Origin of the sequence: Vibrio tapetis subsp. quintayensis (assembly GCF_030409945.1) — a bacterium.
GTDB lineage: Bacteria > Pseudomonadota > Gammaproteobacteria > Enterobacterales > Vibrionaceae > Vibrio > Vibrio quintayensis.
The window spans coordinates 401423-425827 of record NZ_JAUFQV010000026.1 but is presented as its reverse complement, the minus strand read 5'-3'; the positions used below and the strand labels follow the sequence as shown (position 1 = coordinate 425827).

The 24405-nt window shown below is 45.9% G+C and carries 16 protein-coding genes and 1 riboswitch; of the genes, 4 read left to right on the top strand and 12 right to left on the bottom strand.

The genetic code is table 11. The annotated features are described in order from the left end of the window. Positions 1–87: 87 nt before the first annotated feature. The 6 genes from QWZ04_RS12430 to QWZ04_RS12405 form a co-directional block, all read right to left on the bottom strand. On the bottom strand, positions 88–963 hold the full coding sequence (locus QWZ04_RS12430; RefSeq protein WP_290328430.1) for a cytochrome c oxidase subunit 3: 876 nt from the start codon (positions 961–963) through the stop codon (positions 88–90). After that, positions 960–1598, bottom strand: a complete 639-nt coding sequence (locus QWZ04_RS12425) for a cytochrome c oxidase assembly protein (RefSeq protein ID WP_290328429.1) — start codon at positions 1596–1598, stop codon at positions 960–962. The genes QWZ04_RS12430 and QWZ04_RS12425 overlap by 4 nt, the downstream gene beginning before the upstream one ends. Before the next feature lie 8 nt (positions 1599–1606). Beyond that, a complete protein-coding gene (gene ctaD, locus QWZ04_RS12420) occupies positions 1607–3244 on the bottom strand; it encodes a cytochrome c oxidase subunit I (protein WP_290328428.1) in 1638 nt (545 codons plus the stop codon). Beyond that, complete coding sequence (gene coxB, locus QWZ04_RS12415) at positions 3241–4347, bottom strand: cytochrome c oxidase subunit II (protein ID WP_290328782.1); 1107 nt, start codon at positions 4345–4347, stop codon at positions 3241–3243. Before coxB ends, ctaD begins: the two co-directional genes overlap by 4 nt. Before the next feature lie 428 nt (positions 4348–4775). Further along, on the bottom strand, positions 4776–5219 hold the full coding sequence (locus QWZ04_RS12410; RefSeq protein WP_290328427.1) for an acyl-CoA thioesterase: 444 nt from the start codon (positions 5217–5219) through the stop codon (positions 4776–4778). 132 nt (positions 5220–5351) lie between these two features. Then, complete coding sequence (locus tag QWZ04_RS12405) at positions 5352–6236, bottom strand: DMT family transporter (protein WP_290328426.1); 885 nt, start codon at positions 6234–6236, stop codon at positions 5352–5354. Positions 6237–6416: 180 nt separating this feature from the next. Here QWZ04_RS12405 and QWZ04_RS12400 point away from each other — a divergent pair, with 180 nt between their 5' ends. Together QWZ04_RS12400 and QWZ04_RS12395 are read left to right on the top strand one after the other, a co-directional pair. Beyond that, entirely contained in the window at positions 6417–6812 is a 396-nt protein-coding gene (locus QWZ04_RS12400; RefSeq protein WP_290328425.1) for a DUF3302 domain-containing protein, read from the top strand. Continuing rightward, on the top strand, positions 6812–7942 hold the full coding sequence (locus QWZ04_RS12395) for an HlyD family secretion protein (RefSeq protein WP_290328424.1): 1131 nt from the start codon (positions 6812–6814) through the stop codon (positions 7940–7942). Before QWZ04_RS12400 ends, QWZ04_RS12395 begins: the two co-directional genes overlap by 1 nt. A gap of 88 nt (positions 7943–8030) precedes the next feature. Here QWZ04_RS12395 and QWZ04_RS12390 read toward each other — a convergent pair whose 3' ends face one another. After that, positions 8031–8735, bottom strand: a complete 705-nt coding sequence (locus tag QWZ04_RS12390) for a hypothetical protein (RefSeq protein WP_290328423.1) — start codon at positions 8733–8735, stop codon at positions 8031–8033. Positions 8736–8836: 101 nt separating this feature from the next. Here QWZ04_RS12390 and QWZ04_RS12385 point away from each other — a divergent pair, with 101 nt between their 5' ends. Next, a complete protein-coding gene (locus tag QWZ04_RS12385; RefSeq protein WP_290328422.1) occupies positions 8837–9715 on the top strand; it encodes a LysR family transcriptional regulator in 879 nt (292 codons plus the stop codon). A 59-nt stretch (positions 9716–9774) separates the two neighbouring features. Here QWZ04_RS12385 and QWZ04_RS12380 read toward each other — a convergent pair whose 3' ends face one another. The 4 genes from QWZ04_RS12380 to QWZ04_RS12365 form a co-directional block, all read right to left on the bottom strand. Continuing rightward, positions 9775–10413, bottom strand: coding sequence for a CatB-related O-acetyltransferase (locus QWZ04_RS12380; protein WP_102524837.1), 639 nt, complete (start codon positions 10411–10413; stop codon positions 9775–9777). Between the two features lie 535 nt (positions 10414–10948). Further along, positions 10949–11923 (bottom strand): GGGtGRT protein, encoded by a 975-nt coding sequence (locus tag QWZ04_RS12375; protein ID WP_290328421.1) that lies wholly within the window; start codon positions 11921–11923, stop codon positions 10949–10951. Between the two features lie 14 nt (positions 11924–11937). Continuing rightward, positions 11938–12630 (bottom strand): iron-sulfur cluster assembly scaffold protein, encoded by a 693-nt coding sequence (locus tag QWZ04_RS12370; protein ID WP_290328420.1) that lies wholly within the window; start codon positions 12628–12630, stop codon positions 11938–11940. A 100-nt stretch (positions 12631–12730) separates the two neighbouring features. Further along, a riboswitch (Fluoride riboswitch) is annotated at positions 12731–12795 on the bottom strand. A gap of 175 nt (positions 12796–12970) precedes the next feature. Further along, a complete protein-coding gene (locus QWZ04_RS12365; protein WP_290328419.1) occupies positions 12971–14368 on the bottom strand; it encodes an MATE family efflux transporter in 1398 nt (465 codons plus the stop codon). A 319-nt stretch (positions 14369–14687) separates the two neighbouring features. Between QWZ04_RS12365 and QWZ04_RS12360 the strand changes: the two genes are divergently transcribed. Next, the gene (locus QWZ04_RS12360; protein ID WP_290328418.1) at positions 14688–15212 is read left to right on the top strand and encodes a chloramphenicol phosphotransferase CPT family protein; all 525 of its coding nucleotides are present in this window, start codon (positions 14688–14690) and stop codon (positions 15210–15212) included. Between the two features lie 115 nt (positions 15213–15327). Here QWZ04_RS12360 and QWZ04_RS12355 read toward each other — a convergent pair whose 3' ends face one another. Next, positions 15328–24234, bottom strand: coding sequence for a VCBS domain-containing protein (locus QWZ04_RS12355; protein ID WP_290328416.1), 8907 nt, complete (start codon positions 24232–24234; stop codon positions 15328–15330). Positions 24235–24405 lie beyond the last annotated feature (171 nt).

Below are 24405 nucleotides of genomic sequence, written 5' to 3'. Positions count from 1 at the left end.
ACTTACTACTTAGCTTTTTAGCGCTCCGCTTTTAGCTTTTAATACTTCGCTTTTAGCACTTAGCCTTTAGTACTTCCCCTTCCCCCATCAAAGCACATAAACAAAGATAAACAGAGTCAGCCAAACCACGTCAACAAAGTGCCAGTACCAACTGCCAGCTTGAAAAGCAAAGTGATTTTTCGGATTAAAATGGTCACACGCTATACGTGCCAGCAGTACTATCAAAAACACCGTTCCTAAAAATACATGCATGCCATGAAAGCCGGTGAGCAAGAAAAAGGTATTCCCATACACTCCTGATTGAAGCGTTAAACCCAAGTCCTGGTAGGCATGAATGTATTCTTGACCTTGGTAATACAAAAAAGTCACGGCAAGAATAATGGTCAGCTCTAACCACACAACTAATGCCGTTCGATGATTTTTCTCCAAACTGGTGTGAGCCATATGTAGAGTAATCGACGAGGTAATCAAGATAATGGTGTTAAAAAGTGGTAAGCCTTGCCACCCCATTGCTTGTGTCGTTTGCCCACTCGGCGTAGTGGTTAATGGCCACATTTCTTCGAATCCAGGCCACAATACTGCATTGGTCATTGCATTGTTGTCACCGCCCGCAAGCCAATGAACGGCAACCATACGGGCATAAAATAATGCGCCAAAAAAGGCTGCAAAAAACATCACTTCCGAGAAAATAAACCAACTCATTCCTTGTCTGAAAGAAACGTCTAACTGCCGAGAATAAAGCCCAGACAAAGACTCTTGAATGACATTTCTCATCCAACCGATGAACATGAATAGGAAAATAGCCACTCCCGCAAACAACATCATCTTGCCAAATACACTTCCTGTATCAAGGCTTTGCACCGTCACGCCCGCCCCTACTGCGATAAAAAACAACGCAATAGCGCCGACCAAAGGCCAAACACTATGAGGAGGAACATAATAGGTAGAGGGTTGAGTACTCATTGTGACGCTCCTTGCTCTTGCGCATGCTCTGGCGTTAGAGCTTGATAAGCCAATTTATCTCTTGCGATATGATTTGATACAGACTCTGTCGGTTCTGCGTTGGTGTTTTCTTTGAATTGAAAAAGAGTGTAAGAAAGCGTCAGGGTATGGATGCTCTCTGGAATATCAGGCTCGATATAAAAGATAACAGGAAGCTCTGCCGCACTTTTGCCAGCTAAAGGCTGTTTGTTAAAGCAAAAGCACTCGATTTTATTAAAGTAACTCGCAGCTAAACCCGGTGAAACCGAAGGTACTGCTTGCCCTGTTAGATCGTTAGAAGCCGTATTGAACGCATGATAGGCGGTTTGAATCACTTCCCCCGGATGCACGAACATTTCAGACTCGATAGGGCCAAAATCCCACGGAATTTGCGAATCAACTTGAGCGATGAACTGCACTTTGATTAAACGGCTTTTATCTACCTGCATTCCCGTTGGAGATTCCACCGCATTACTGTTCGTTTTGCCGTTAATCCCCAATTGCTCACACATGATGTCGTACAAAGGCACAAGCGCATAACCAAAGCCAAACATACCCACAACGGCCAATAACAGCCATTTAGTCAATGCTTTGTTCGCTTCATTAACATCACTCATAAGTGCTCCTAACTCTCAATTTTCGGAGGCGTTTCAAACGTATGATGTGGCGCAGGACTTGCTACCGTCCACTCTAATCCCTCAGCACCTTGCCAAACTTTCGCCGGTGCTTTCTCACCACCGCGCACGCACTTAATCACTAACCAAAGGAAGATTAGCTGTGATAAACCAAAAGCAAACCCGCCAATAGAAACAATTTGGTTTACATCAGCAAACTGAATCGCGTAATCGGGAATTCGTCTTGGCATACCAGCCAAGCCTAAGAAGTGCATCGGGAAAAACAGAATATTGACAGATATGACCGAACACCAGAAATGCCACAAACTCAAACGTTGGTCATACATATGCCCCGTCCACTTCGGCAGCCAATAGTAGGCAGCAGCCATAATGGAAAATACAGCGCCAGACACCAGAACATAGTGAAAATGGGCCACCACGAAATATGTATCGTGGTACTGAAAATCAGCCGGGACGATCGCCAACATTAACCCGGAAAAACCACCTATCGTGAACAGAACAATAAAGGCGATGGCGAACAACATGGGCGTTTCAAACGTTAATGAACCTCGCCACATAGTCGCGACCCAATTAAAGACTTTCACCCCGGTTGGAACAGAGATCAACATGGTGCAATACATAAAGAATAGCTCGGCAAACACCGGCATACCTGTGGTAAACATGTGATGTGCCCAAACCAAAAATGACAGCAGAGCGATACTGCACGTTGCGTACACCATGGAATGATAACCAAACAACTTCTTACCGCTGAACGCAGGCACAATGGCTGAGATGATGCCAAACGACGGTAATATCATGATGTACACTTCTGGGTGGCCAAAGAACCAGAAAATGTGCTGGAACATCACAGGATCCCCCCCACCTGCGGCATCAAAGAAGCTGGTGCCAAAGTACTTATCCGTCAAAATCATGGTCACTGCCCCGGCCAAAACAGGCATCACGGCGATAAGCAAAAATGCGGTAATGAGCCACGTCCAAACGAACATTGGCATTTTCATTAAGGTCATACCGGGAGCACGCATATTGAATATGGTTACAATCACGTTAATTGCGCCCATGATCGAGCTGATCCCCATGATATGGACGCTAAACACAAACAAAGCCGTACTGTCTGGAGCGTAAGTGGTTGATAGCGGTGCGTAGAACGTCCACCCAAAATTCGGGCCACCACCTTCCATGAATAATGAACTGAGAAGAATTAAAAATGCGAATGGCAGAATCCAAAAGCTCAGATTGTTCATTCGTGGCAGTGCCATATCAGGCGCGCCGATCATCAGCGGGATCATCCAATTCGCTAAACCAACAAAGGCAGGCATTACCGCACCAAACACCATGATCAAGCCATGCATGGTGGTCATCTGATTAAACAAGTTGGGTTCGAGAAATTGTAAGCCCGGCTGAAACAGCTCCACACGAATGAGCATCGCGAAGAAACCACCCGTCAAAAACATGCAGAAGCTAAACCAGAGATAAAGCGTGCCAATGTCTTTATGATTCGTTGAATAGAGCCAGCGCCCTAATCCCTTTGGCGCGCCATGGTGAACCTCATGATCATGCTCGGCATTTTGTTCGCCTCCGTAACTAGGATCTGCGCTTTGGTTAGTTAAATTCTCATTAGTCTCACTCATTGCGCTTCCTTAACACCTAGTTGATTAACGTCCGATGCTTGCACCACGTCGTTGGTATTGTTACCCCAGGCATTACGCTCGTAGGTGACAACGGCGGCGATTTCTTCCTCACTCAATTGATCTGCAAAGGCTTGCATCGCCGTGCCCGCTACGCCATTTGCGACAACATCAATGTGTGTCGTGACGTCCCCTAGGGCCACAGGGCTGTCTTTTAATGCGGGGAATACACCAGCGAGACCAGCACCTGTTGGTTGATGACACACGCTACAACGATCAAGGTAGACTTTCTCGCCCAAGGTCATTAACTCTTCCATGCTACGAGTGCTCGCTAGTGCCTGTTGTTCTGCCAATTTTGTTGCTTGTGCAAGTACTTTTTGTTCGGCCAGCCATACATCAAACTCTTTTTCTTCCATCGCATGCACCACGATTGGCATGAAACCGTGATTGCGACCGCACAACTCAGCGCACTGGCCGCGATACACTCCTGGCTTGTCTATTTTGGTCCACGACTCGTTAATAAAACCGGGAACGGTGTCTTTTTTAACCGCGAAGTCCGGCACCCACCATGAGTGGATCACATCGTCAGAAGTAAATAGGAAACGGATCTTTCGATTAATGGGCACGACTAACGGGTTATCCACTTCCAGCAAGTAGTGAGCACCTTTTACTTCCTCCCCTTCAATCTGCTTTGAACTGGTGCTCATGAAACTGTAGAACTCCACATCCTCACCAAAATAGCTGTAGTGCCACTTCCACTGTGACCCTGTCACCTTAACGGTAATATCGGATTTGCTGGTATCTTCCATCGCAATAAGTGTGGTTGTCGCAGGAATTGCCATAGCAATAAGAATAATGATAGGAATGACGGTCCAGATGATCTCGACCTTGGTGCTTTCATGAAAGTTTGCAGCGACAGCACCTTGAGATTTTCGGTGCTTAAGAATTGAATAAAACATTACGCCAAACACAATAACCGCTATTGCCACGCAAATATAAAATATCAACATGTGCAGTTCGTAAACTTGAGCACTTATTTGAGTGACACCTTTGGTCATATTGAACTGGCTTTCGCTCCAACCCGCTGGAGAAAAACATGCAGCCAATAGCCATAAAGATCCTGATCTTCTCAAAAGGTGTTCCCTCCCATGATCGCTCCCTGCTCAATACACGATTGTTGCATCAATGTTAATAAAGCTAGGTTCTTATTCCGATATGTTCAAGAAACAATCTTCGATATGCATGCAGATATTTCGCTAATAAATCACCTAATTAAGCAGCACCACACACTAAGTAATGTTAATAATGACAAGACTGTGAGCCAAATATGACGAGTGGCGGAAAGCAGAGACTCTATAGAGAGCAAGGGGTCTGAGTAAGACCATTTGAAGGTTAGGGTTAACGACAGAATGGAAATTAAGCTGATAATAAAATCAAAATGGCAGCATTCGCACTGCCAAATTAATTAACGTGTTTTTTTACAAAAAAGACCGCGGCGACTTGGCTGGGGTATTACTGAAATTATCTAGTGGCATCAAGAAAGCGACATTAGTTCCATCTCTGACATTTCTTGTTTTAACGTGGTGGATAGTTGCGCTTTTTGGTGAGTCGTAAAGTCAAACATCACAACTTGCGCTTCACCTTTAGTGACCACTTTCCCTTGCTTCGAGCTAAACACTTGATATTCCATATCGAAGCGATCATCGGCAATATTGACGACTTTTGTGCCAATATGCAAAGTATCTGGATAAGTGACTGGCAGGAAGTATTTCGCGTTAGTTGAACCAAGCACTGGCCCAATATTGGTCGCGTACATCGATTCCATTAACTGAACTCGGTTAAAATACTCTAACCTCGCGATTTCAAAATATCGAAAATAGACCGCGTTATTGACATGATTTAACGCATCCATTTCTCCCCACGCGACTTTGATATCGGTGATACAGGGAAACATTGTTTCAAACTCTTCTTTTGTCATTTTGCACTCCTTTTTATTATTTTTGTCATCCGTAACTCATGTGGAACTTTCGAAATAATGTTAACAAATTGTTACTCCAAATACTGTAAGTTCAGTCAAATTCTTTAACAAGGATTAAACTTACTCTGATGATTAAAGGAAGAACAACGAGATACCACCGATCGCTGCTAGCGTGCCTAATACTGCACTTTTCCCTATCGGTTCACCTTTCCAATAATAGATAAACAAAATAAAGAGCGGACTTGTTGCAATGAGAGTCTGAGCAACGGCTGGATTGGCATGCTTAAGTGCGATTTGTTGTAACCATAACGCCAAAAAGGTGCCAACGAAAATAGCAGCCAGCAAAACATACCGAGCTCTTTTGGTTAAGCTTCTGGCGTTACGGATCAACGTGGGATATGGCTTTTTCTCAAGAAAATTAATGCAAATCATCACTGCGAAAACGCCAACGGCTAAACGAATCAGCGCCCCCAAAAGTGGTGGCACATCACCTGCCACCAAAGCGTAATGAGAAATAACAACACCCGTAGCTTGGCATACGCTGGCTAACAAGCCAAAGCCAATACCCGATGCCGAGGTTTTCTCCCCCGTCGTGTCGGGTTTAAACATAACAAACGTCACGGCCAGTGTTGTGATCAAGACACCAAGCCAGCTTTGTATGCTCAAGCTAGACCCAAGGGCAATTAGAGCCAAAACACCAGACAAAGGAGGTGCGAGAGATTCTAGTAACAGTGTTTTATTCGCACCTATACGTTTAAGGGCTGCAAAGTAGGCACTATCGCCAATCGCAATGCCGATGACACCAGAGATAGCCAAGATCATTAAGTGGTCAGAGCCAATCGCCATCGTAGGCATTGGCATAAATGGCATCACCAACAGCATCATTGCCGACGCGACCGTGCCTTTAACAATATTAAGCTGCAGCGCAGAAAACTGATGACTAAACTGGCTATAAATCCAGGTTGCTACTGCCCACACTATTGCCGCCGATACCGCAGCTAACTCACCTATATACATCGTAACCTCACTTTTTCCTCACTGTATAAAGCGTGACAAAGTTAATCAAGAGAGTCCGTTGTTAAATCGGATATAGAAACCGACAAAAACCAATTAATCAACATGCATGTAAATTATTATTTTTCAAATAGATAAAGTATTGCTAATCTATCATTAACCATAATAAATCAAGGATCGATTATGTTTTTAGATTACTTTGCCCTTGTGCTTCTGATCTTTGTTGCCCTCGTTATTTTCTACGGCATCATTGTCATTCACGACATCCCTTACGAGATAGCAAAAGAACGCAACCACCCTCATCAAGATGCCATCCACGTTTCCGGTTGGGTAAGCTTATTCACATTACATACTATTTGGCCATTCCTTTGGATTTGGGCAACCCTTTGGCGCAAAGAGCGTGGCTGGGGCTTTCACAAATTGGAAGAAGAGCAACACGATATTCATCACCGAGTGGACGTATTAATTGACCAAGTTAAAAGCTTGGAAGAACAAGTGCAAAATTTACAGTCAACCAAGGCTCAGCCAATCAACTCCCCGGCCGTTGATGCTCCGAGCACATCAGAAGGAGAGAAATAATGGATTTACTGCTGATTCTCACCTATGCCGCGATGTGCATCGCTATTTTTAAGATTTTCAAGATCCCACTAAACAAGTGGACAGTCCCAACTGCAGTTCTTGGCGGTGTCGTTCTTATTGGTACGCTTATTCTGCTGATGAACTATAATCACCCATTTACGCAACTTGGCGGTCAATACTATACAACGACACCAATTGTCCCAAGCGTTAAGGGCAAGGTTATCGAGGTAAATGCTCAGGCGAATACGCCAATGAATAAAGGCGATGTTTTATTCAAGATCGACCCAACGCCATTCAAGGCTGAGTTGATCCGTAAAAAAGCCGCGTTGGCTGCTGCGCAACAAGATGCTTTAACACTCGAATCTGAGTACAAAGAAGCTCAAGCGGGTTCCATTAAAGCGGAAGCGGACAGAGATAAAGTCAAACGAGAGTTTGCAAGATACGAAAAAGGCTTCGCCAAAGGCGCGTTTACCGAGCAACAAGTGGATACTCGTCGTCAAGCTTATAAAGCAGCTCAAGCCAGTTTGGAAGCGGCCATCGCTAATACCAAACAAGCGGAACTGGCATTTACTTCTGAAATTGATGGTGAAAACACCACGGTTGCCCAAAGAAAAGCTGAGCTGGAACAAGCTCAATTTAACTTTGACGAAACCGTTGTTAAAGCACCAACAGACGGATACGTCACTCAACTTGCACTCCGTCCAGGAATGATGGCGGTACCCATCCCACTTCGTCCAGTAATGACATTTGTTCACACTGAAGACAAGTTCTACGTGGGCGCTTTTCGTCAAAACTCTCTGCAACGATTACAACCTGGTTTCCAAGCCGAGTTTTTGTTCAGAGCACTACCTGGCCGAGTGTTTACTGGTGAAATCGTAGAAGTGATTCCTGCGATTGGTGAGGGGCAAATACAAGCGTCAGGTAGTTTGCTTACCACAAGCGCGTTGCGCAGTAATGGGCGCGCTATGGTAAAACTTCGCATCACCGATGATTTGTCTGAGTACCATTTACCAATGGGTAGCAATGCCGAAATCGCTATTTATTCTGATAGCTTCACTCATGTTTCTATCATGCGTAAAGTATTAATTAGAATGAAAAGTTGGCAGAACTACTTGTACTTAGATCATTAAGAGCTAAAGGCCAGAATAATAAGCAAGAAGTAAAAATCCCAGCACGTTATTTGCTGGGATTTTTTACTTTCAAAGGTATCGTGCTTACTTAGAAGTAGTAGTTAGCCTGCAACCAAGCTACCGTGTCGGCTTTTTGATCTTTATCTAAGCTGTTGTTAGACGTTTTCTTAATTTCTGTTGTGTGTTCCAATTTGAAACCAACAGAAGTCACCGCTGACGTCATCAAACCACCACCTACTTCAATCTGATTTACAAATTGCTTACCCTCTACATGATAGGTTGTTTTAGGGTTGGCATATAACCAGTGTCCATCATCAAACGCATACATCGCATACACACCCGCTTGTGCTAAGCCGCTGTCTTTCGCCATGCCAAGCTTGTCTTTTCCATCTTTAGTAGCAGAGTAACCCGCTGATAAAATAGGGAATACGGTTACATTATCAGAAACTGGCATTTTGTATATCAAGCCACCAAGTACCGTCGTGTTATTCACACCGCCCAGCACGTCAACCGAGTAACCTAGGCCATCAGTTACGTGAAAATAGCGGCCACGGTAGTTAAGTCGGTCTTCGACATTTTTAACTTTCGCATCATAACCAAGGTCAAACGAAAAAATGTTAGAGCCAGCTCCGTACATCATGTTCACTTGCCCTGCACGGTCGGTACCACTCACACCAACGGTGCTAAAGCTTGCTGTTGGATCTCCATAATTGATGTCTTCTTTAGGCGCTTCCTGTGCCATTGTTGTTGCGCTTGTCGCACAGATAAGTACTGCTAGAAGTGTCTTTTTCATAATAATGCTCTCTTTCATGGATATCTTGTATGGCTTAATCATCACAAATGAGCTTTAATAGATCGAATTAGTATCTAACGGGTTATCGAATAGGTGGACCAATGCTCAACATGGATCAATTGGCTGCATTTGTTGCAGCTGCCGAAAAAGGCTCTTTTTCTGCTGCCGCACGGCACCTTGGCAAAAGCCAAAGCTCGGTCAGTATCGGAGTTAACAATCTGGAACTGGATCTCGGTGTTACGTTGTTTGATAGAAGTACCAAATACCCGAACTTAACACCGCAGGGGGAGCGTTTGTATGCCCAAGCCAAGGTATTAATACGTCAAGCGGAACGAATTCAAAGCTACGCTCAAGAAGTTGTGAATGAGGTGGAGGGCGAACTTAAAATAGCGATCGACCCGTTGGTGCCATTTGATGTGATTGATTCGACTTTGGAAAAGCTGGCTCAGCAGTTTCCTTATACTCAAATACACATAGCGAAATATAACAACGAACAAATAACCAGCTTGTTACTCAGTGAAGAGGTAAATCTCGGGCTACATATTACTCATAAAGGCATACCCGATAATCTGGAGTTCATCGCCATAGAGCAAGTAGAGTGGATTTGTGTTTGTAGCCCAGACTCAGAACTCGCCGATTTGGACGAAGTTGACAACGAAACCTTGATATCAAAAAGACAAATAGCTTGTGACAGCATGATGATTAACCCGCTATTAAGTGCGACAGGGAAAATTTCTCAAGATATTTGGACTGCATCCGATCAAGACGACATGGTTCGCCTAGTAGAGCAAGGAATTGGCTGGGCATTTTTACCTAAACAGATGTCTTTGGAAAAACTCGCGCTCGGTACTTTGATTGAGTTCAACCCTGAGTTTAAAAAAACCAATATGCACAGCGTTATCGACCTCATTTGGAAAGCGAACGCACAGCAAGGTCCAGTGATGCGCTTCTTGTTAAATGAGCTAGCACCCAAAGGTTAAGCGAAACAATAATGATGTAAAAAACCATGGTGACACTAGCCACCATGGTTTTAAAATGGTTACTTAGCAACCTGATCGTAGGCTTCTACTGCACTGGCTAATTGACTCAAATTCGAATCACACAAGTAAGGTTTTAACGCTTCAAATTTGGCCTCGGGCCAATCATAGATATTCATCGAAAGCAGCTGTTGTACTGTCTCTTCATCAAAACGGTGCTTGACCAGCTTTGCAGGGCTTCCACCAACGATACTATAAGGCGCAACGTCTTTTGTAACCACGCTGTTTGCCGCTATGATCGCTCCCTCACCAATAGTAACGCCCGGCATGATCATCGCTCGCATTCCTAGCCAAGCGCCATCATGTATGTGCGTATCGCCTTTAGAAACGTACGCTTGGTCGATCACATCCATAAATGGGTATAAACAAAACCAATCCGCTCGGTGAGTATGGTTACCTCCCATGAGGATGACGACCTCTGCACCAATACAGACGTAATCACCAATATGGAGTTTGTCGATCTCCCATCTTGGTTCCCACTCGCGGCTTATTTTATCTCCATGAAGATAGCGAACCACCGACTCTTCGAACCCGTTGTCCCAGCAATCACTGTAGTAACTGTGTTTACCTTTAACGGTGATGTTTTCGTTCGTTACCACTTCATGCAGTAACTGGAATTTAGACCAATGTTTTTCTTTCATGACAAGATTCTCTGTATAGATTTAAACTTTTGCCACGGAACGTTATGCCAATTAATGAACTGACAGTAACAGTGGCGATATGTTCACGCTCAGAACACATCGCGTCAAACGATTCGGGGATGATTCAATAGTGGATTCATCAGAAACCTCTCTTTGTACTTTACTCGTTTCTAAAAGAAAGTGCTTTGCATCAATTATAGATTACCTAAATAATTTCTTAGACAAAGCCGCACTAAGGCTGAGCGCTCTTTTAGGAATCAAGTTAAGTGAGATAATAAAAAATCCCACGTTGACTAGACGTGGGATTAGGTAACCAATTATAGGGGGCTAAAAATCTCGGATATGAATATTTTTTAGCATTTTTGGTTGGTTTTAGTATGCATAACATTGGAAAACAATAAAAGAGTAATAATCAAACCTTTACATTTCCCCTTTTAAATCCCAACTTGTTTGGATGCCTTGCATTTTTGCTAAAATTTACAATGTAAATCTTCTATTGAGCTTTGTGTCTATCTTAGCCGTACCATTAAGCCACTTAATGCTGCCCTTGTTGTTCCACCGCAACCGCAAGTGCGACCGTTGCACCTACCATAGGGTTGTTGCCCATTCCAATGAAACCCATCATGGCAACATGAGCAGGTACAGAGGAGCTACCAGCAAACTGGGCATCCGCATGCATTCTGCCCATCGTATCCGTCAAACCATACGAAGCAGGGCCTGCAGCTACATTATCTGGATGAAGGGTACGGCCAGTGCCGCCACCTGAAGCCACCGAAAAGTACAGTTTTCCTTGGTTTAGTCTTTCTAATTTATACGTCCCTGCGACAGGGTGTTGAAATCGGGTTGGGTTAGTCGAGTTACCCGTTATACTCACATCAACGTCTTCTCTGTGCATGATTGCCACGCCTTCTCTGACATCATCAGCACCGTAACAGAGAATGTCACCACGTAAACTTTTCGAAAAACGTTTACGACTGACTTCGTTTAGCTCCCCAGTTTCATAATCGTATTCAGTTCTTACATAAGTAAAACCATTTATGCGAGAGATAAGATAAGCGGCATCTTTACCCAATCCATTGAGGATCACTTTTATTGGGGTTTTACGCGACTTATTGGCGTTTAACGCTATTTTTATTGCGCCTTCAGCAGCAGCAAATGACTCATGACCCGCTAAAAAAGCAAAACACTTTGTTTCTTCATTTAATAAACGAGCTGCAAGGGCTCCATGACCTAGGCCTACGCGCCGTTGAGCCGCAACACTGCCTGGTTTACAAAATGCTTGCAGGCCCTCTCCAATACTCAGTGCCGCAGATTCGGCGTTTTGATTGTGTCGAAATAGCGCGAGAGCAGTACCCAAGGTATATGCGTCACACGCATTATCAAACGCGATGGGCTGTGTATCGAGCACCATTTCTTTAGCATCAATGCCATTAGATAAGCAGTATTGGTATGCTTGTTCGATATTACAAAAGTTCATGTCTTTTAGGATTTGGATCGCTTGATTGTTCATAGTAGAGCCTCTGATCATGCTTGACGTGGGTTGATGGTTTTAACGGCTTCATCGAAACGGCCATATGTTCCTTTCGCTTCGACCATTGCACTCTCGGCCGATTCGCCCTGCCCAATCAGAGCCATCATTTTTCCTAGGTTCAAATATTCATACCCGATAATTTCATCGTCTTCATCTAACGCTAATGCAGTGACATAACCTTCTGCTAATTCCATATAACGCGCTCCTTTAAGGCGTGTAGAATAGCTTGTACCAACTTGGCTTCTTACGGTTTTACCCAAATCCTCTAGCCCTGCACCAATTTCTAATCCATCTTCAGAAAAAGCGGATTGTGTACGACCGTATACAAACTGAAGGAAGATTTCTCTCATCGCGACATTGATTGCATCACACACCAAATCTGTGTTGAGTGCTTCCATAATCGTTTTTCCAGGCAATATTTCAGAAGCCATCGCTGCAGAATGTGTCATGCCTGAACACCCAATCGTTTCAATAAGTGCTTCTTCAATAACGCCTTGCTTGACGTTAAGCGTGATTTTGGCTGCACCTTGCTGAGGAGCACAAGTACCGACTCCATGACTTAAACCCGAAATAGCGATCACGTCTGTTGGACGGACCATTCGACCTTCGACTGGAATTGGCGCAGAGAGATGTAAATCGCCCCGTTGAATTGGGCACATGGATTGAATATCAGAAGAGTATTGCATGCTGCTTTCCTATGGTAAGGAAAACAAGTGTGGTTGTGGCGGTATTCCCACAGAACGATAAGCAATCTACATTGCTACACCAACAGATACACCTGTTTTCGTTTCTGTAGGAGTCATCAGCCAAATTGGCGGTTAAGTAGGTGGAACCCCATCACCTGTGACAACTATAGTAGATCTAGATCACCTTTTCGTGCAACCGCCTTATTAGAGCAATTTGTCATATTAATGATTTCTTAATACTCAGTTGAGCATATGGCCACTTTACCGCTTCGCTAGATCAAAAAAAAGGAAGCACTCTCGGGCTTCCTCTAATTCAAAGAACGTCAAATAATAACGACGCCTAAGTAGCCGATACTTGGTTTTCGCTGCCTAACGCAGACGCATGAGATTGAATCACAAATTTCAAACGAATCAGCATGAACAATGCCGCCAGCGTAAGGCCCGAAATAATACCAATCCAAAAACCGACCTCTCCCATTGCAGGACCTGCGAGATCGGTCATCCCTAAGATAATACCCAAAGGCAATGCGACTCCCCAATACGCAAATACTGCGAAAATCATCGGTATTTTAGTATCCTTGTAACCACGAAGTGCACCATTGGCTGAGGTTTGAATTGCATCGCTGATTTGATATACCGCAGTGTATACAAGCAATAAACTCGCCGTTGAAGCGATGACAGGATCAGGCGTATATAGACCGATTAGCCACTCAGGGAAGAGTAAAAGCCCGCTCACCGAAATCAACGACAGCAATACGGCAACAATGATTCCGACGTGACTTCGATGAACCGCTCCTAGGTTATCTTTTGCACCTAGAGCATGACCAACCCGTATGGTAATACCAAATGATAGACTCATCGGAATCATGTAAGTCATACTTGAGATGTTCAAAGCAATTTGGGCTGCAGCGACGTTTTCGGCACCTATTCGGCCAATAAGCAACGCAATCACAGCAAAAATGCTGCCACAGATCGCTATGTTCAAACCAATAGGGAATCCCAGTTTGAGCATATGTACAATCTCGTCTTTTCTTGGCTTTATATCACTCGCATCAATCACTTTTTTGTAGTGATGGTGTGACTTTATGTAGCTAATAAGCATGAGAGACATCAACCAAAACACCAAACTGGTCGCGACACCACAACCTACTGCACCCATCGCTGGTAAGCCAAATTCACCGTAAATCAGTATGTAATTCGTGGGTATGTTTATCAGCAAACCAATTACCGAAATGATCATCGGTGCACGAGTGTTATTCATGCCCTCACAAAAACCATTTAGCACATAGAACAGCGCAATACCAGGAACGCCAAAGGTCAAGGCTATCGCGTAATCACTTGCGATAGGGACAATTTCTGGTGCCACTCCAATAGCATTAAGAATGTTTTCGGCTTGCAATAAATACACGATCAAGACAATGCTGACCGCCGTCGCTATCCAAATCATTTGGAACAATTCAACGGATATGTTTTTAAAGTCTCTAGCACCGCGGTGAAACGCGACGATCGGTGTTAACGCCATGATGATACCGCGTAATAGCAGTGACACCGGAATCCATAGGCTGGTACCAAGCGCGATAGCCGCAAGATCTGCTGGGCTAACTTGGCCGGCCATTGTGGTATCAACAAAGCCCATCGCTTGTGTCGCCAGTTGGGTAAAAATAATTGGAATAGAAAGCTGCAAAAGGGAGCCAGATTCCGTCAAGAATCCAGATTTATTTGTATTTGTGTTAGGCATAGTACTTAGTACACCAATATAAATGCACCAAAGGAGGCAGGATAGCGTGGATGCATTTTAGGGTGTGCCCTTGGGGCGGCAGGCAATGTAGATGAGTTAGGTTTGATTATCAAGCAAGGAATTGTTAGACAACGCATCATCACAACCGCAACAGCACAAGGTTTCATTGTTTCTGATTTTAAAATCTCATATTATTCAGAATGATAGATGGTTTACATTACAATTTGTTCTGTGAAGCGCGCCGAAAATAAATCTTTCCTCTTATTTTGAATATGATTGCCCATCTAAGATAACGGTTCTTAATTTGATGGAGCAACACATGTATCCCGACGTCATTTTACTTAACGGAACCGGCAGTAGTGGAAAAACCAGTGTCGCAAAGATTTTGCAGGAAACGCTAAAAACTCAGTACTTGAACTTCAGCATTGATAGCGTTTTATATGCTTTACCACCTACTGATTTACAAGCCATGATCAAAGGTTCGCCAATCACAAGAGATGGCTACGACTACGCAAACTTAGTCAAAGGCTATCACTTATGCCTTCCGGGTTTAATCCAAGCAAACTGCCGCCTAATCATTGATAACGCTTGGATTGATAAGCAAGAGATAGACGCCTTACTTGCGCTATTAGCGCCATATAATGTCATTAAGATTGGCGTGTATTGTGAGCTTAACGTGGCGAATCAACGAGAAAAAGATCGAGGTGACAGAGCCATCGGTTTAGCCGCCTATGAATACCCTCTTGTCCATCAGAATATGAATTACGATTTAGTGGTTGATACCAGCACTAAGTCACCAGAACAGGCAGCAGAGGAGATTGTCGCTTTTTTGAAACATAACTAGCCCGTTTCAATCACGAATTGGCCACGTGTTAAAGATAGATCTCCAATGATTAAGGCCAAAATCCCTATTTGATTTTGGCCTTAATTTAACATTTTGCACATTCAAAATGGGTTCATTAATCAACTTTAAAGGCTTGTTGTTGGAACAGCTGGTCAACAATGTCATGTGAAGATGACGTCGCTGAGATGTCAAGCCCAGAGAGATCTAAGTTGTCCATTTGAACTGTTTGAGTCATACCCGCATCGGTTTTAACCGTCATGGCTATTTGATGATTGCCATCAAACTTAGCCTCGATATGACCAAGTAAATTGTCCATCGGAGACACGCTAGTGTTACTCGATAAAATATCACTAATGTCCAATTTATCTTGACCAAGCTTAAAGTCAGTAATGGTATCGGTATAATGAGTATCGCTTATTGATAGCAGATCAAACACGAATACATCATGACCACTACCACCTGTTAAAATATCGTTACCCAATCCCCCGACCAAAGTGTCATTTTCATCCCCCCCCATCAGGATGTCATTCCCGATGCCTCCGTGTAAAGAATCGTCACCTCCGAGTCCTGCCAGCACATCTCTCGCATCCGTTCCTGTTAGGGTATTGTTTCCGTCATCCCCTAGGATTGAATGTCGGGTTGTCGAGTTGACGAGGTCTTCAGTAGCACGATCTCGAATATCGATAACGATTTCACTGCTTGCCGTATCTCCATCAAAATCTCCAATAACCACCTTGAATGTCTCTTGCTGATGTCCCGAAACATTAGATGCCTTATAGTCATACCATCCATTTTCAAAATTTATGGTTAAAAACCCATGTTCGGTTGCTAGCTTAACAAGCGATCCTTCCTCAAACTGGTGATGAACATTAAATTTATCAGTCTTGATCACGTGACCCGCTTCTTTATCGAAGTGGTAAACATCATCGCCAATCGAAATACTGCGCACTTGCTCAATTTCGCCCTGATGAGACAGACTAATCGAGCCTTGCAACTGGCCTGAAATCGTCTTAGCCAATACGTCACCGATGTTTGCATCATCTTCGACCACAATCGCAGAACCTTTGTCAGTCGCAATTGGCGTTAAGTACTCCAAAGATGCCCCAGCACCAATACCTATAGACCAAATATTATTGAACGCATGGCCGTTTACCGTAATGCCACTTTCCATCGCCTGCTCAAGAATGAGTTGCTCTTCCGCTTTAGTTGGCGTTACACGACCATTGAGCAAGTCTTGATAGCGTTGGTCACTCTCAAAATCACTTGCTTGCATATACTCCATCAAATCCGTTCGAGCTTTGACATAATATCGATCGGTTTGATTGGTCCAATTATCAAAATCTGACGGACTACCATCAGAGATAAAATACAACTGGCTGTTTGTCCCAGCGATTTCATCTTGGCTTTCTTGCTCGTTAAGCACGTCACTGATTTGATTTATCGCCTGAGAGTATGGCGTAAAACCCGATGGCCTAACAGAATCAAAGAAAGCATCAATATCATCAACAGATTCAATCCAACCTGATACCTTTCCAGAAGGGTAACCACTGTGAGTGGCTATTTTGAGCTTAACATCACCGAGGTCATCGTATTTTTCGAACATGTCTTTAATGGAGTTTCTCGCCAAGTCCCATCGCGTTACATCATCTCCATCAGCATCTTTGACTACATTCATCATGGAACCAGAGGCATCTAAAGCAATGATCAAGCTGTTATTTTGCGGTTCAACATCATTGATGACATGATGTTGATTATTCGCCGTCGGAACGGAGTCGATGACATTAAGATTCAATGTCGCGGTGTCTGTTTGTGTTCCTACATTAACTGCAATGTTTATTGGTAACGTCAGTGTATCAGCCCCTTGATCTGGATGATCGATCGGAGCCGACTGTTCAACTTTGTAGTGCCCAGTCTCGGAATTTAACGTTGCCTTCAAGACTTCGACACGGTCTGCGCCTTGTCCAACAAACCCAGTTAACGTCGCCTTATCACTGCTAACTTCGAATTGAACAGCCTTACCTTCTGAAGTAATTCCAGACAGCGTTTGATTCTCACCAAACTGATAAGTTGCGTCGCTGGCCGAACCAATATCCGCTGAAAGGTCACCTTCCGCTTCAACCGGCTGCCCTGCATTCAAGTCAGATTCCGACAATGTTACTTGCGAATCATCCAGAGAAATAGCTTCACCAATAATGGTTACGGTTACGGATGCGGTGTCCTGCAGACCATGTTCGTCTTGTATCGTGTAGTCAAACTTCACATGACGAACCGCGCCAGCTTGGATATCTCGCTGATCGACAGGCAAAGTGTTCAGATATTTTTCAGAATCAAAGACTAGCTTGCCATCTTGTAAGGTTAAATAACCGTCCTTCGGATAATCAATAATGGTCAATGCATCATTATCTGGATCACTGTCGTTCGCCAGTACGTCGAGTGATAACGAGCCCGTACCGTGGGTGTGGTAGGCGTCATCAAACGACGTCAGGTTCGCTTTTACTTCAGTAATGAAATATTCAGAACCTTTCGGATCGACCACGCCATCTTTATAGCTGAGCGCCGACATTTCAATGCTATCGAAGTATCGTCCATTCGCATCAACGACAACCGTCGGTGAACCACTGCCAGTACCTTCAAATACACCGCTAGCGATCACTTCACCCTGATAGTAGGCTTTCCACATACCGCGTTCTATGCCCGGCTCCCAACTGCCGTGCTTGGTATCCGTCCACAGATTTTTCAATTCAACTTCTGCGTGATTGGCAAGTTGACCTTCAGCAAAGCTAAATCGTACAGCTTCACTTTGCTCTGTCGCATCGTCATAACCTATTTGTTGGTTTTTGACTTTATCGGTCCCGGTATCAAGAGCGGAATTAACGCCGAACTTGCTGTTACCACCATCGCCATCGTAGTCAGCCTTCGTTGCGTCTGCGGTTTTAGCACCTGTTTTGGTATCAATGACGTAATAGCTGACTTGAATATCCTTATGGCTATCCCAGTTACTCGCATCTAGAGTTTTGGTTTCAGTAGTCAAGCCCTGATCATCAACGGCAATAGGGGCTTCGTTGATGTCTTTCACGACTACGTCTATTTTCGCTGTGTCTTTCAGGCCATCTGAATCGGCGACTTCTACATCAAGTTGATAGCTAGGCGTGCTTTCATGATCGAGCGATACACCAGACTTCAGGCTAACTACGCCACTGACGCTATCAATTTCAAACAGGTCGGTATGGTTGGTTAACACATAAGACAGAGTGTCACCGTTATCATGATCAAACGCGTTTACTGCGCCAACTTCTGCACCAGCACTGTTCTCATTCACTTCGAATCGGTACGTATCAGCATCCGTTTGACCCTGTGCGTTCAGTCCTTTTTCGTCGTTCGCACCACTGATGAATTCTGGCTTATCGTCCGTCCCCTTAATGGTTACTTTCACTTCGTGCGTCGTGCCATCGGCAGAGGATACGGTGATAGTTCGAACGATTGGCTTGCTGTCGGTGTCTAGCGCCTGAACATCCGCATGAGCGTTATTGAGCGTATATTTCCACGCACCTGTTTCGTCAATGCTGAACGAGCCGTAGTTGCCATCGGCCACATTGGTTTGCTCAACGAACACGGCTTCGCCTGCGTCTGGGTCAACCACATTCAGGTTGCCTGAAGTCGTGAGCGTCACGTCTTCTTGCACTGCGCCGGCATCATCCGTCGGGCTGTTTGGTGTGATCACCGCTTTGTCGTCGCTGCCTGTGATGGTGACCGTCACTTCATGGGTCGTGCCATCGGCAGAGGAGACGATGATAGTACGAACGATTGGCTTGCTGTCGGCGTCTAGCGCCTGAACATCCGCATGAGCGTTATTGAGCGTATATTTCCACTCGCCTGTTTCGTCAATGCTGAACGAGCCGTAGTTGCCATCGGCGACGTTGGTTTGCTCAACGAACACGGCTTCGCCTGCGTCTGGATCAACCACGTTCAGGTTGCCAGAAGTCGTTAGCGTCACGTCTTCTTGTACTGCGCCAGCATCATCCGCCGGGGTGCTTGGTGTGATCACCGCTTTATCGTCACTGCCTGTGATGGTGACCGTCACGTCATGGGTAATGCCATCAGCCGAAGATACAGTGATGGTACGGACGATTGGCTTACTGTCGGCGTCTAGTGCTTGAACATCGGCATGGTCGTTGTTGAGCTTGTAGGTCCACTCGCCTGTCTCGTCGATAGTAAACGAGCCGTAGTTGCCATCAGCGACGTTGGTTTGAGTGATGAACACCGCTTCGCCTGCGTCTGGGTCAACCACGTTCAGGTTACCTGATGTCGTTAGCGTCACGTCTTCTTGCACCGCACCGGCATCATCCGTAGGGCTGTTTGGTGTGATCACCGCTTTGTCGTCGGTGCCTGTGATGGTGACCGTCACTTCGTGCGTCGTGCCATCGGCAGAGGAGACGGTGATAGTACGAACGAGCGGCTTGCTGTCGGCGTCTAGCGCTTGAACATCCGCATGGTCATTGTTAAGCGTGTATTTCCACTCGCCTGTTTCATCGATGCTGAACGAGCCGTAGTTACCATCGGCCACATTGGTTTGCTCAACGAACACGGCTTCGCCTGCGTCTGGGTCGACTACGTTCAAGTTGCCTGAAGTCGTGAGCGTCACGTCTTCTTGCACCGCCCCTGCATCATCCGTCGGGCTGTTTGGTGTGATCACCGCTTTGTCGTCAGTGCCTGTGATGGTGACCGTCACTTCGTGCGTCGTACCATCAGCAGAGGATACGGTGATAGTTCGAACGATTGGCTTGCTGTCGGCGTCTAGTGCTTGAACATCCGCATGAGCGTTATTGAGCGTATATTTCCACTCGCCTGTTTCGTCGATGCTGAACGAGCCGTAGTTACCATCGGCGACGTTGGTTTGAGTGATGAATACCGCTTCGCCTGCGTCTGGGTCAACCACATTCAGGTTGCCTGAAGTCGTGAGCGTCACGTCTTCTTGCACCGCCCCTGCATCATCCGTCGGGCTGTTTGGTGTGATCACCGCTTTGTCGTCGCTGCCTGTGATGGTGACCGTCACTTCGTGCGTCGTGCCATCGGCAGAGGATACGCTGATAGTTCGAACGATTGGCTTGCTGTCAGCGTCTAGTGCTTGAACATCCGCATGAGCGTTATTGAGCGTATATTTCCACTCGCCTGTTTCATCAATGCTGAACGAGCCGTAGTTGCCATCGGCCACATTGGTTTGCTCAACGAACACGGCTTCGCCGGCATCAGGGTCAATTACGTTCAGGTTGCCAGAAGTCGTTAACGTCACGTCTTCTTGTACTGTGCCGGCATCATCCGCCGGGCTGTGTGGTGTGATGACCGCTTTGTCGTCGGTACCTGTGATGGTGACCGTCACTTCATGGGTAGTGCCATCGGCAGAAGATACTGTGATAGTTCGAACGATTGGCTTACTGTCAGCGTCTAACGCTTGAACATCCGCATGGTCGTTGTTGAGTGTGTATTTCCACTCGCCTGTTTCATCAATGCTGAACGAGCCGTAGTTACCATCCGCCACATCAGTCTGAGTGATGAACACCGCTTCGCCTGCGTCTGGGTCAACCACATTCAGGGTGCCAGAAGTGGTCAGCGTCACGTCTTCTTGCACTGCGCCAGCATCATCCGCCGGACTGTTTGGTGTGATGACCGCTTTATCGTCACTGCCTGTGATGGTGACCGTCACGTCGTGAGTGGTGTCATCAGCCGAAGCTACGGTAATAGTTCGAACAATCGGCTTGCTGTCGGCGTCGAGAGCCTGAACATCGGCATGATCGTTGTTGAGCGTGTATGTCCACTCACCTGTTTCATCGATGCTGAACGAGCCGAAATTGCCATCGGCGACGTTAGTTTGCTCAACAAACACGGCTTCGCCTGCGTCTGGGTCAACCACGTTCAGGTTACCTGATGCCGTTAGCGTCACGTCTTCTTGCACTGCGCCTGCATCATCCGACGGAGTGTTTGGTGTGATCACCGCTTTATCGTCACTACCTGTGATGGTTACGGTCACTTCATGCGTCGTGCCATCAGCCGAAGCTACAGTGATGGTACGAACGATTGGCTTACTGTCGGCATCAAGTGCTTGTACATCCGCATGGTCGTTGTTAAGCGTGTATTTCCACTCGCCTGTTTCATCGATGCTAAACCAGCCGTAATTGCCATCGGCGACGTTAGTTTGCTCAACAAACACGGCTTCGCCTGCATCTGGGTCGACCACGTTCAGATTCCCAGAAGTGGTCAGCGTCACGTCTTCTTGCACTGCGCCTGCATCATCTTCTGGGCTGTTTGGTGTGATGACCGCTTTATCGTCGGTGCCTGTGATGGTGACCGTCACGTCGTGAGTGGTGCCATCAGCCGAAGCTACAGTAATGGTACGGACGATTGGCTTACTGTCGGCGTCGAGCGCTTGAACATCTGCATGATCGTTGTTAAGCGTGTATGTCCACTCGCCTGTTTCATCAATGCTGAGCGAGCCGTAGTTACCATCGACAACGTTAGTTTGCTCAACAAACACCGCTTCGCCGGCGTCTGGATCAACCACGTTCAGGTTACCAGAAGTCGTTAACGTGACATCTTCTTGCACCGCACCTGCATCATCCGCCGGGCTGTTTGGTGTGATGACCGCTTTATCGTCACTGCCTGTAATGGTAACCGTCACGTCATGAGTCGTGCCATCAGCCGAAGCAACGGTAATGGTACGAATGATTGGCTTGCTGTCGGCGTCTAGCGCTTGAACATCCGCATGGTCGTTGTTGAGTGTGTATTTCCACTCGCCTGTTTCATCGATGCTAAACGAGCCGTAATTGCCATCGGCGACGTTAGTTTGCTCAACAAACACGGCTTCGCCTGCGTCTGGGTCAACCACGTTCAGGTTACCTGATGTCGTTAGCGTCACATCTTCTTGCACTGAGCCTGCATCATCATTTGGCGAGTTCGGGGTGATGATGGCGTTATCGTCACTGCCTGTGATGGTGACCGTCACGTCGTGAGTGGTGCCATCGGCAGAGAATACTGTGATAGTTCGAACAATCGGCTTGCTGTCGGCGTCGAGCGCTTGAACATCGGCATGGTCGTTGTTGAGTGTGTATTTCCACTCGCCTGTTTCATCGATGCTGAACGAGCCGTAATTGCCATCGGCGACGTTAGTTTGCTCAACAAACACGGCTTCGCCTGCGTCTGGGTCAACCACGTTCAGGTTACCTGATGTCGTTAGCGTCACATCTTCTTGCACTGAGCCTGCATCATCATTTGGCGAGTTCGGGGTGATGATGGCTTTATCGTCACTGCCTGTGATGGTGACCGTCACGTCGTGAGTGGTGCCATCAGCCGAAGCTACAGTGATGGTACGAACGATTGGCTTGCTATCGGCGTCTAGCGCTTGAACATCCGCATGGTCGTTGTTGAGTGTGTATTTCCACTCGCCTGTTTCATCGATGCTGAACGAGCCGTAATTGCCATCGGCGACGTTAGTTTGCTCAACAAACACGGCTTCGCCTGCGTCTGGGTCAACCACGTTCAGGTTACCTGATGTCGTTAGCGTCACGTCTTCTTGCACTGCACCTGCATCATCCGCCGGGGTGTTGGGTGTGATCACTGCTTGATCGTCACTGCCTGTGATGGTGACCGTCACTTCCGTGGTAGTGCCATCGGCAGAGGATACAGTGATGGTACGAACGATTGGCTTGCTGTCGGCGTCTAGCGCTTGAACATCCGCATGGTCGTTGTTAAGTGTGTATTTCCACTCGCCTGTTTCGTCGATAGTGAACGAGCCGTAGTTGCCATCGGCCACATCAGTCTGAGTGATGAACACTGCTTCGCCGGCGTCTGGGTCAACCACGTTTAAGTTGCCTGAGGTCGTTAGCGTCACGTCTTCTTGCACTGCACCTGCATCATCCGCCGGACTGTTTAGTGTGATCACCGCTTTATCGTCGGTACCTGTGATGGTTACGGTCACTTCATGGGTCGTGCCATCGGCAGAGGATACAGTAATGGTACGAACGATTGGCTTGCTGTCGGCGTCTAACGCTTGAACATCCGCATGGTCGTTGTTAAGCGTGTATTTCCACTCGCCTGTTTCATCAATGCTGAACGAGCCGTAGTTGCCATCCGCCACATCAGTCTGAGTGATGAACACCGCTTCGCCTGCGTCTGGGTCAATCACGTTTAAGTTGCCTGAAGTCGTTAGCGTTACGTCTTCTTGCACTGCGCCGGCATCGTCATTTGGCGAATTGGGTGTGATCACTGCTTTGTCGTCAGTACCTATAATCGTGACAGTCACATCGTGAGTCGTGCCATCAGCAGAGGAGACGGTGATAGTACGAACGATGGGCGCACTGTCAGAGTCTAATTCTTGCACATCTTTATGGTTGTTATTGAGCTTGTAACTCCAGTTACCGTCTTTGTCGATGCTGAATAACCCATAATTACCATCGGCCACATCAGTTTGCTCGGTAAATTCAGCTTCACCTGGATTGCGATCGGTTACGTCCAACTTACCACCAGCTAACAAGATTTCGTCTTCTATGACCTTACCTTGATCTCCACCGTTGATACTTGGTTTGAGCACAGCCGGAGTTGCACCGATTTCAGTGTCAGATGCTACCCCACGAAATAAATTAAATAAGGTAGCCTGCTGTGTCGTTGGAAAACCTGACGTTTCAAAAAATGTACTTGCCAACACTTCAGCACCAGTACGCTCAATGGTGCCAGAAGCCGTTAAGCTAGAGCCACCATTATTAGATCCTGCCGCCGAAGCAAATTCATCACCTAACTGAGTCGGATCTTCTCCAGTCTGTAATGCGTCAATAATCGCTGCAATATCAGATGATATGTCATCAGCGTTACCCTCATCCTGAACAATTTTTGCACCAACAAAGGTTTGATCCACGAGTGTCTCAACGATCACTTCTCCAGGATACAGAATCTCTCCTTGCTCCAAAACTTTAATGTTTCCATCCAATCCGATAACAACAACTGTTTTTGAAGCTAATTCTGTTTTTTCGATCAAAACCTGTACCCCGATAGAATCAAAATAAAACTAAAATGTACTAAATAAAAATACTTAAAAGTCTATTTAATAATCATTATTCGCAAGGCGCGTAATTTATCATTAAGTCCACCACTTAAAACATGCACATTTACGCCAAGTAAATTTCATGTTTTAAATTCATTTAAATTT

Excerpts from the sequence above, each read along its gene's own strand:
- ctaD (WP_290328428.1), bottom strand. The coding sequence starts at position 3,244 with ATGAGTGAGACTAATGAGAATTTAACTAACCAAAGCGCAGATCCTAGT.
- QWZ04_RS12405 (WP_290328426.1), bottom strand. The coding sequence starts at position 6,236 with ATGTATATAGGTGAGTTAGCTGCGGTATCGGCGGCAATAGTGTGGGCA.
- QWZ04_RS12375 (WP_290328421.1), bottom strand. The coding sequence starts at position 11,923 with ATGAACAATCAAGCGATCCAAATCCTAAAAGACATGAACTTTTGTAAT.
- QWZ04_RS12390 (WP_290328423.1), bottom strand. The coding sequence starts at position 8,735 with ATGAAAAAGACACTTCTAGCAGTACTTATCTGTGCGACAAGCGCAACA.
- QWZ04_RS12365 (WP_290328419.1), bottom strand. The coding sequence starts at position 14,368 with ATGCCTAACACAAATACAAATAAATCTGGATTCTTGACGGAATCTGGC.
- QWZ04_RS12410 (WP_290328427.1), bottom strand. The coding sequence starts at position 5,219 with ATGACAAAAGAAGAGTTTGAAACAATGTTTCCCTGTATCACCGATATC.
- QWZ04_RS12360 (WP_290328418.1), top strand. The coding sequence starts at position 14,688 with ATGTATCCCGACGTCATTTTACTTAACGGAACCGGCAGTAGTGGAAAA.
- QWZ04_RS12425 (WP_290328429.1), bottom strand. The coding sequence starts at position 1,598 with ATGAGTGATGTTAATGAAGCGAACAAAGCATTGACTAAATGGCTGTTA.
- QWZ04_RS12430 (WP_290328430.1), bottom strand. The coding sequence starts at position 963 with ATGAGTACTCAACCCTCTACCTATTATGTTCCTCCTCATAGTGTTTGG.
- QWZ04_RS12380 (WP_102524837.1), bottom strand. The coding sequence starts at position 10,413 with ATGAAAGAAAAACATTGGTCTAAATTCCAGTTACTGCATGAAGTGGTA.
- QWZ04_RS12400 (WP_290328425.1), top strand. The coding sequence starts at position 6,417 with ATGTTTTTAGATTACTTTGCCCTTGTGCTTCTGATCTTTGTTGCCCTC.
- QWZ04_RS12370 (WP_290328420.1), bottom strand. The coding sequence starts at position 12,630 with ATGCAATACTCTTCTGATATTCAATCCATGTGCCCAATTCAACGGGGC.
- QWZ04_RS12385 (WP_290328422.1), top strand. The coding sequence starts at position 8,837 with ATGCTCAACATGGATCAATTGGCTGCATTTGTTGCAGCTGCCGAAAAA.
- QWZ04_RS12395 (WP_290328424.1), top strand. The coding sequence starts at position 6,812 with ATGGATTTACTGCTGATTCTCACCTATGCCGCGATGTGCATCGCTATT.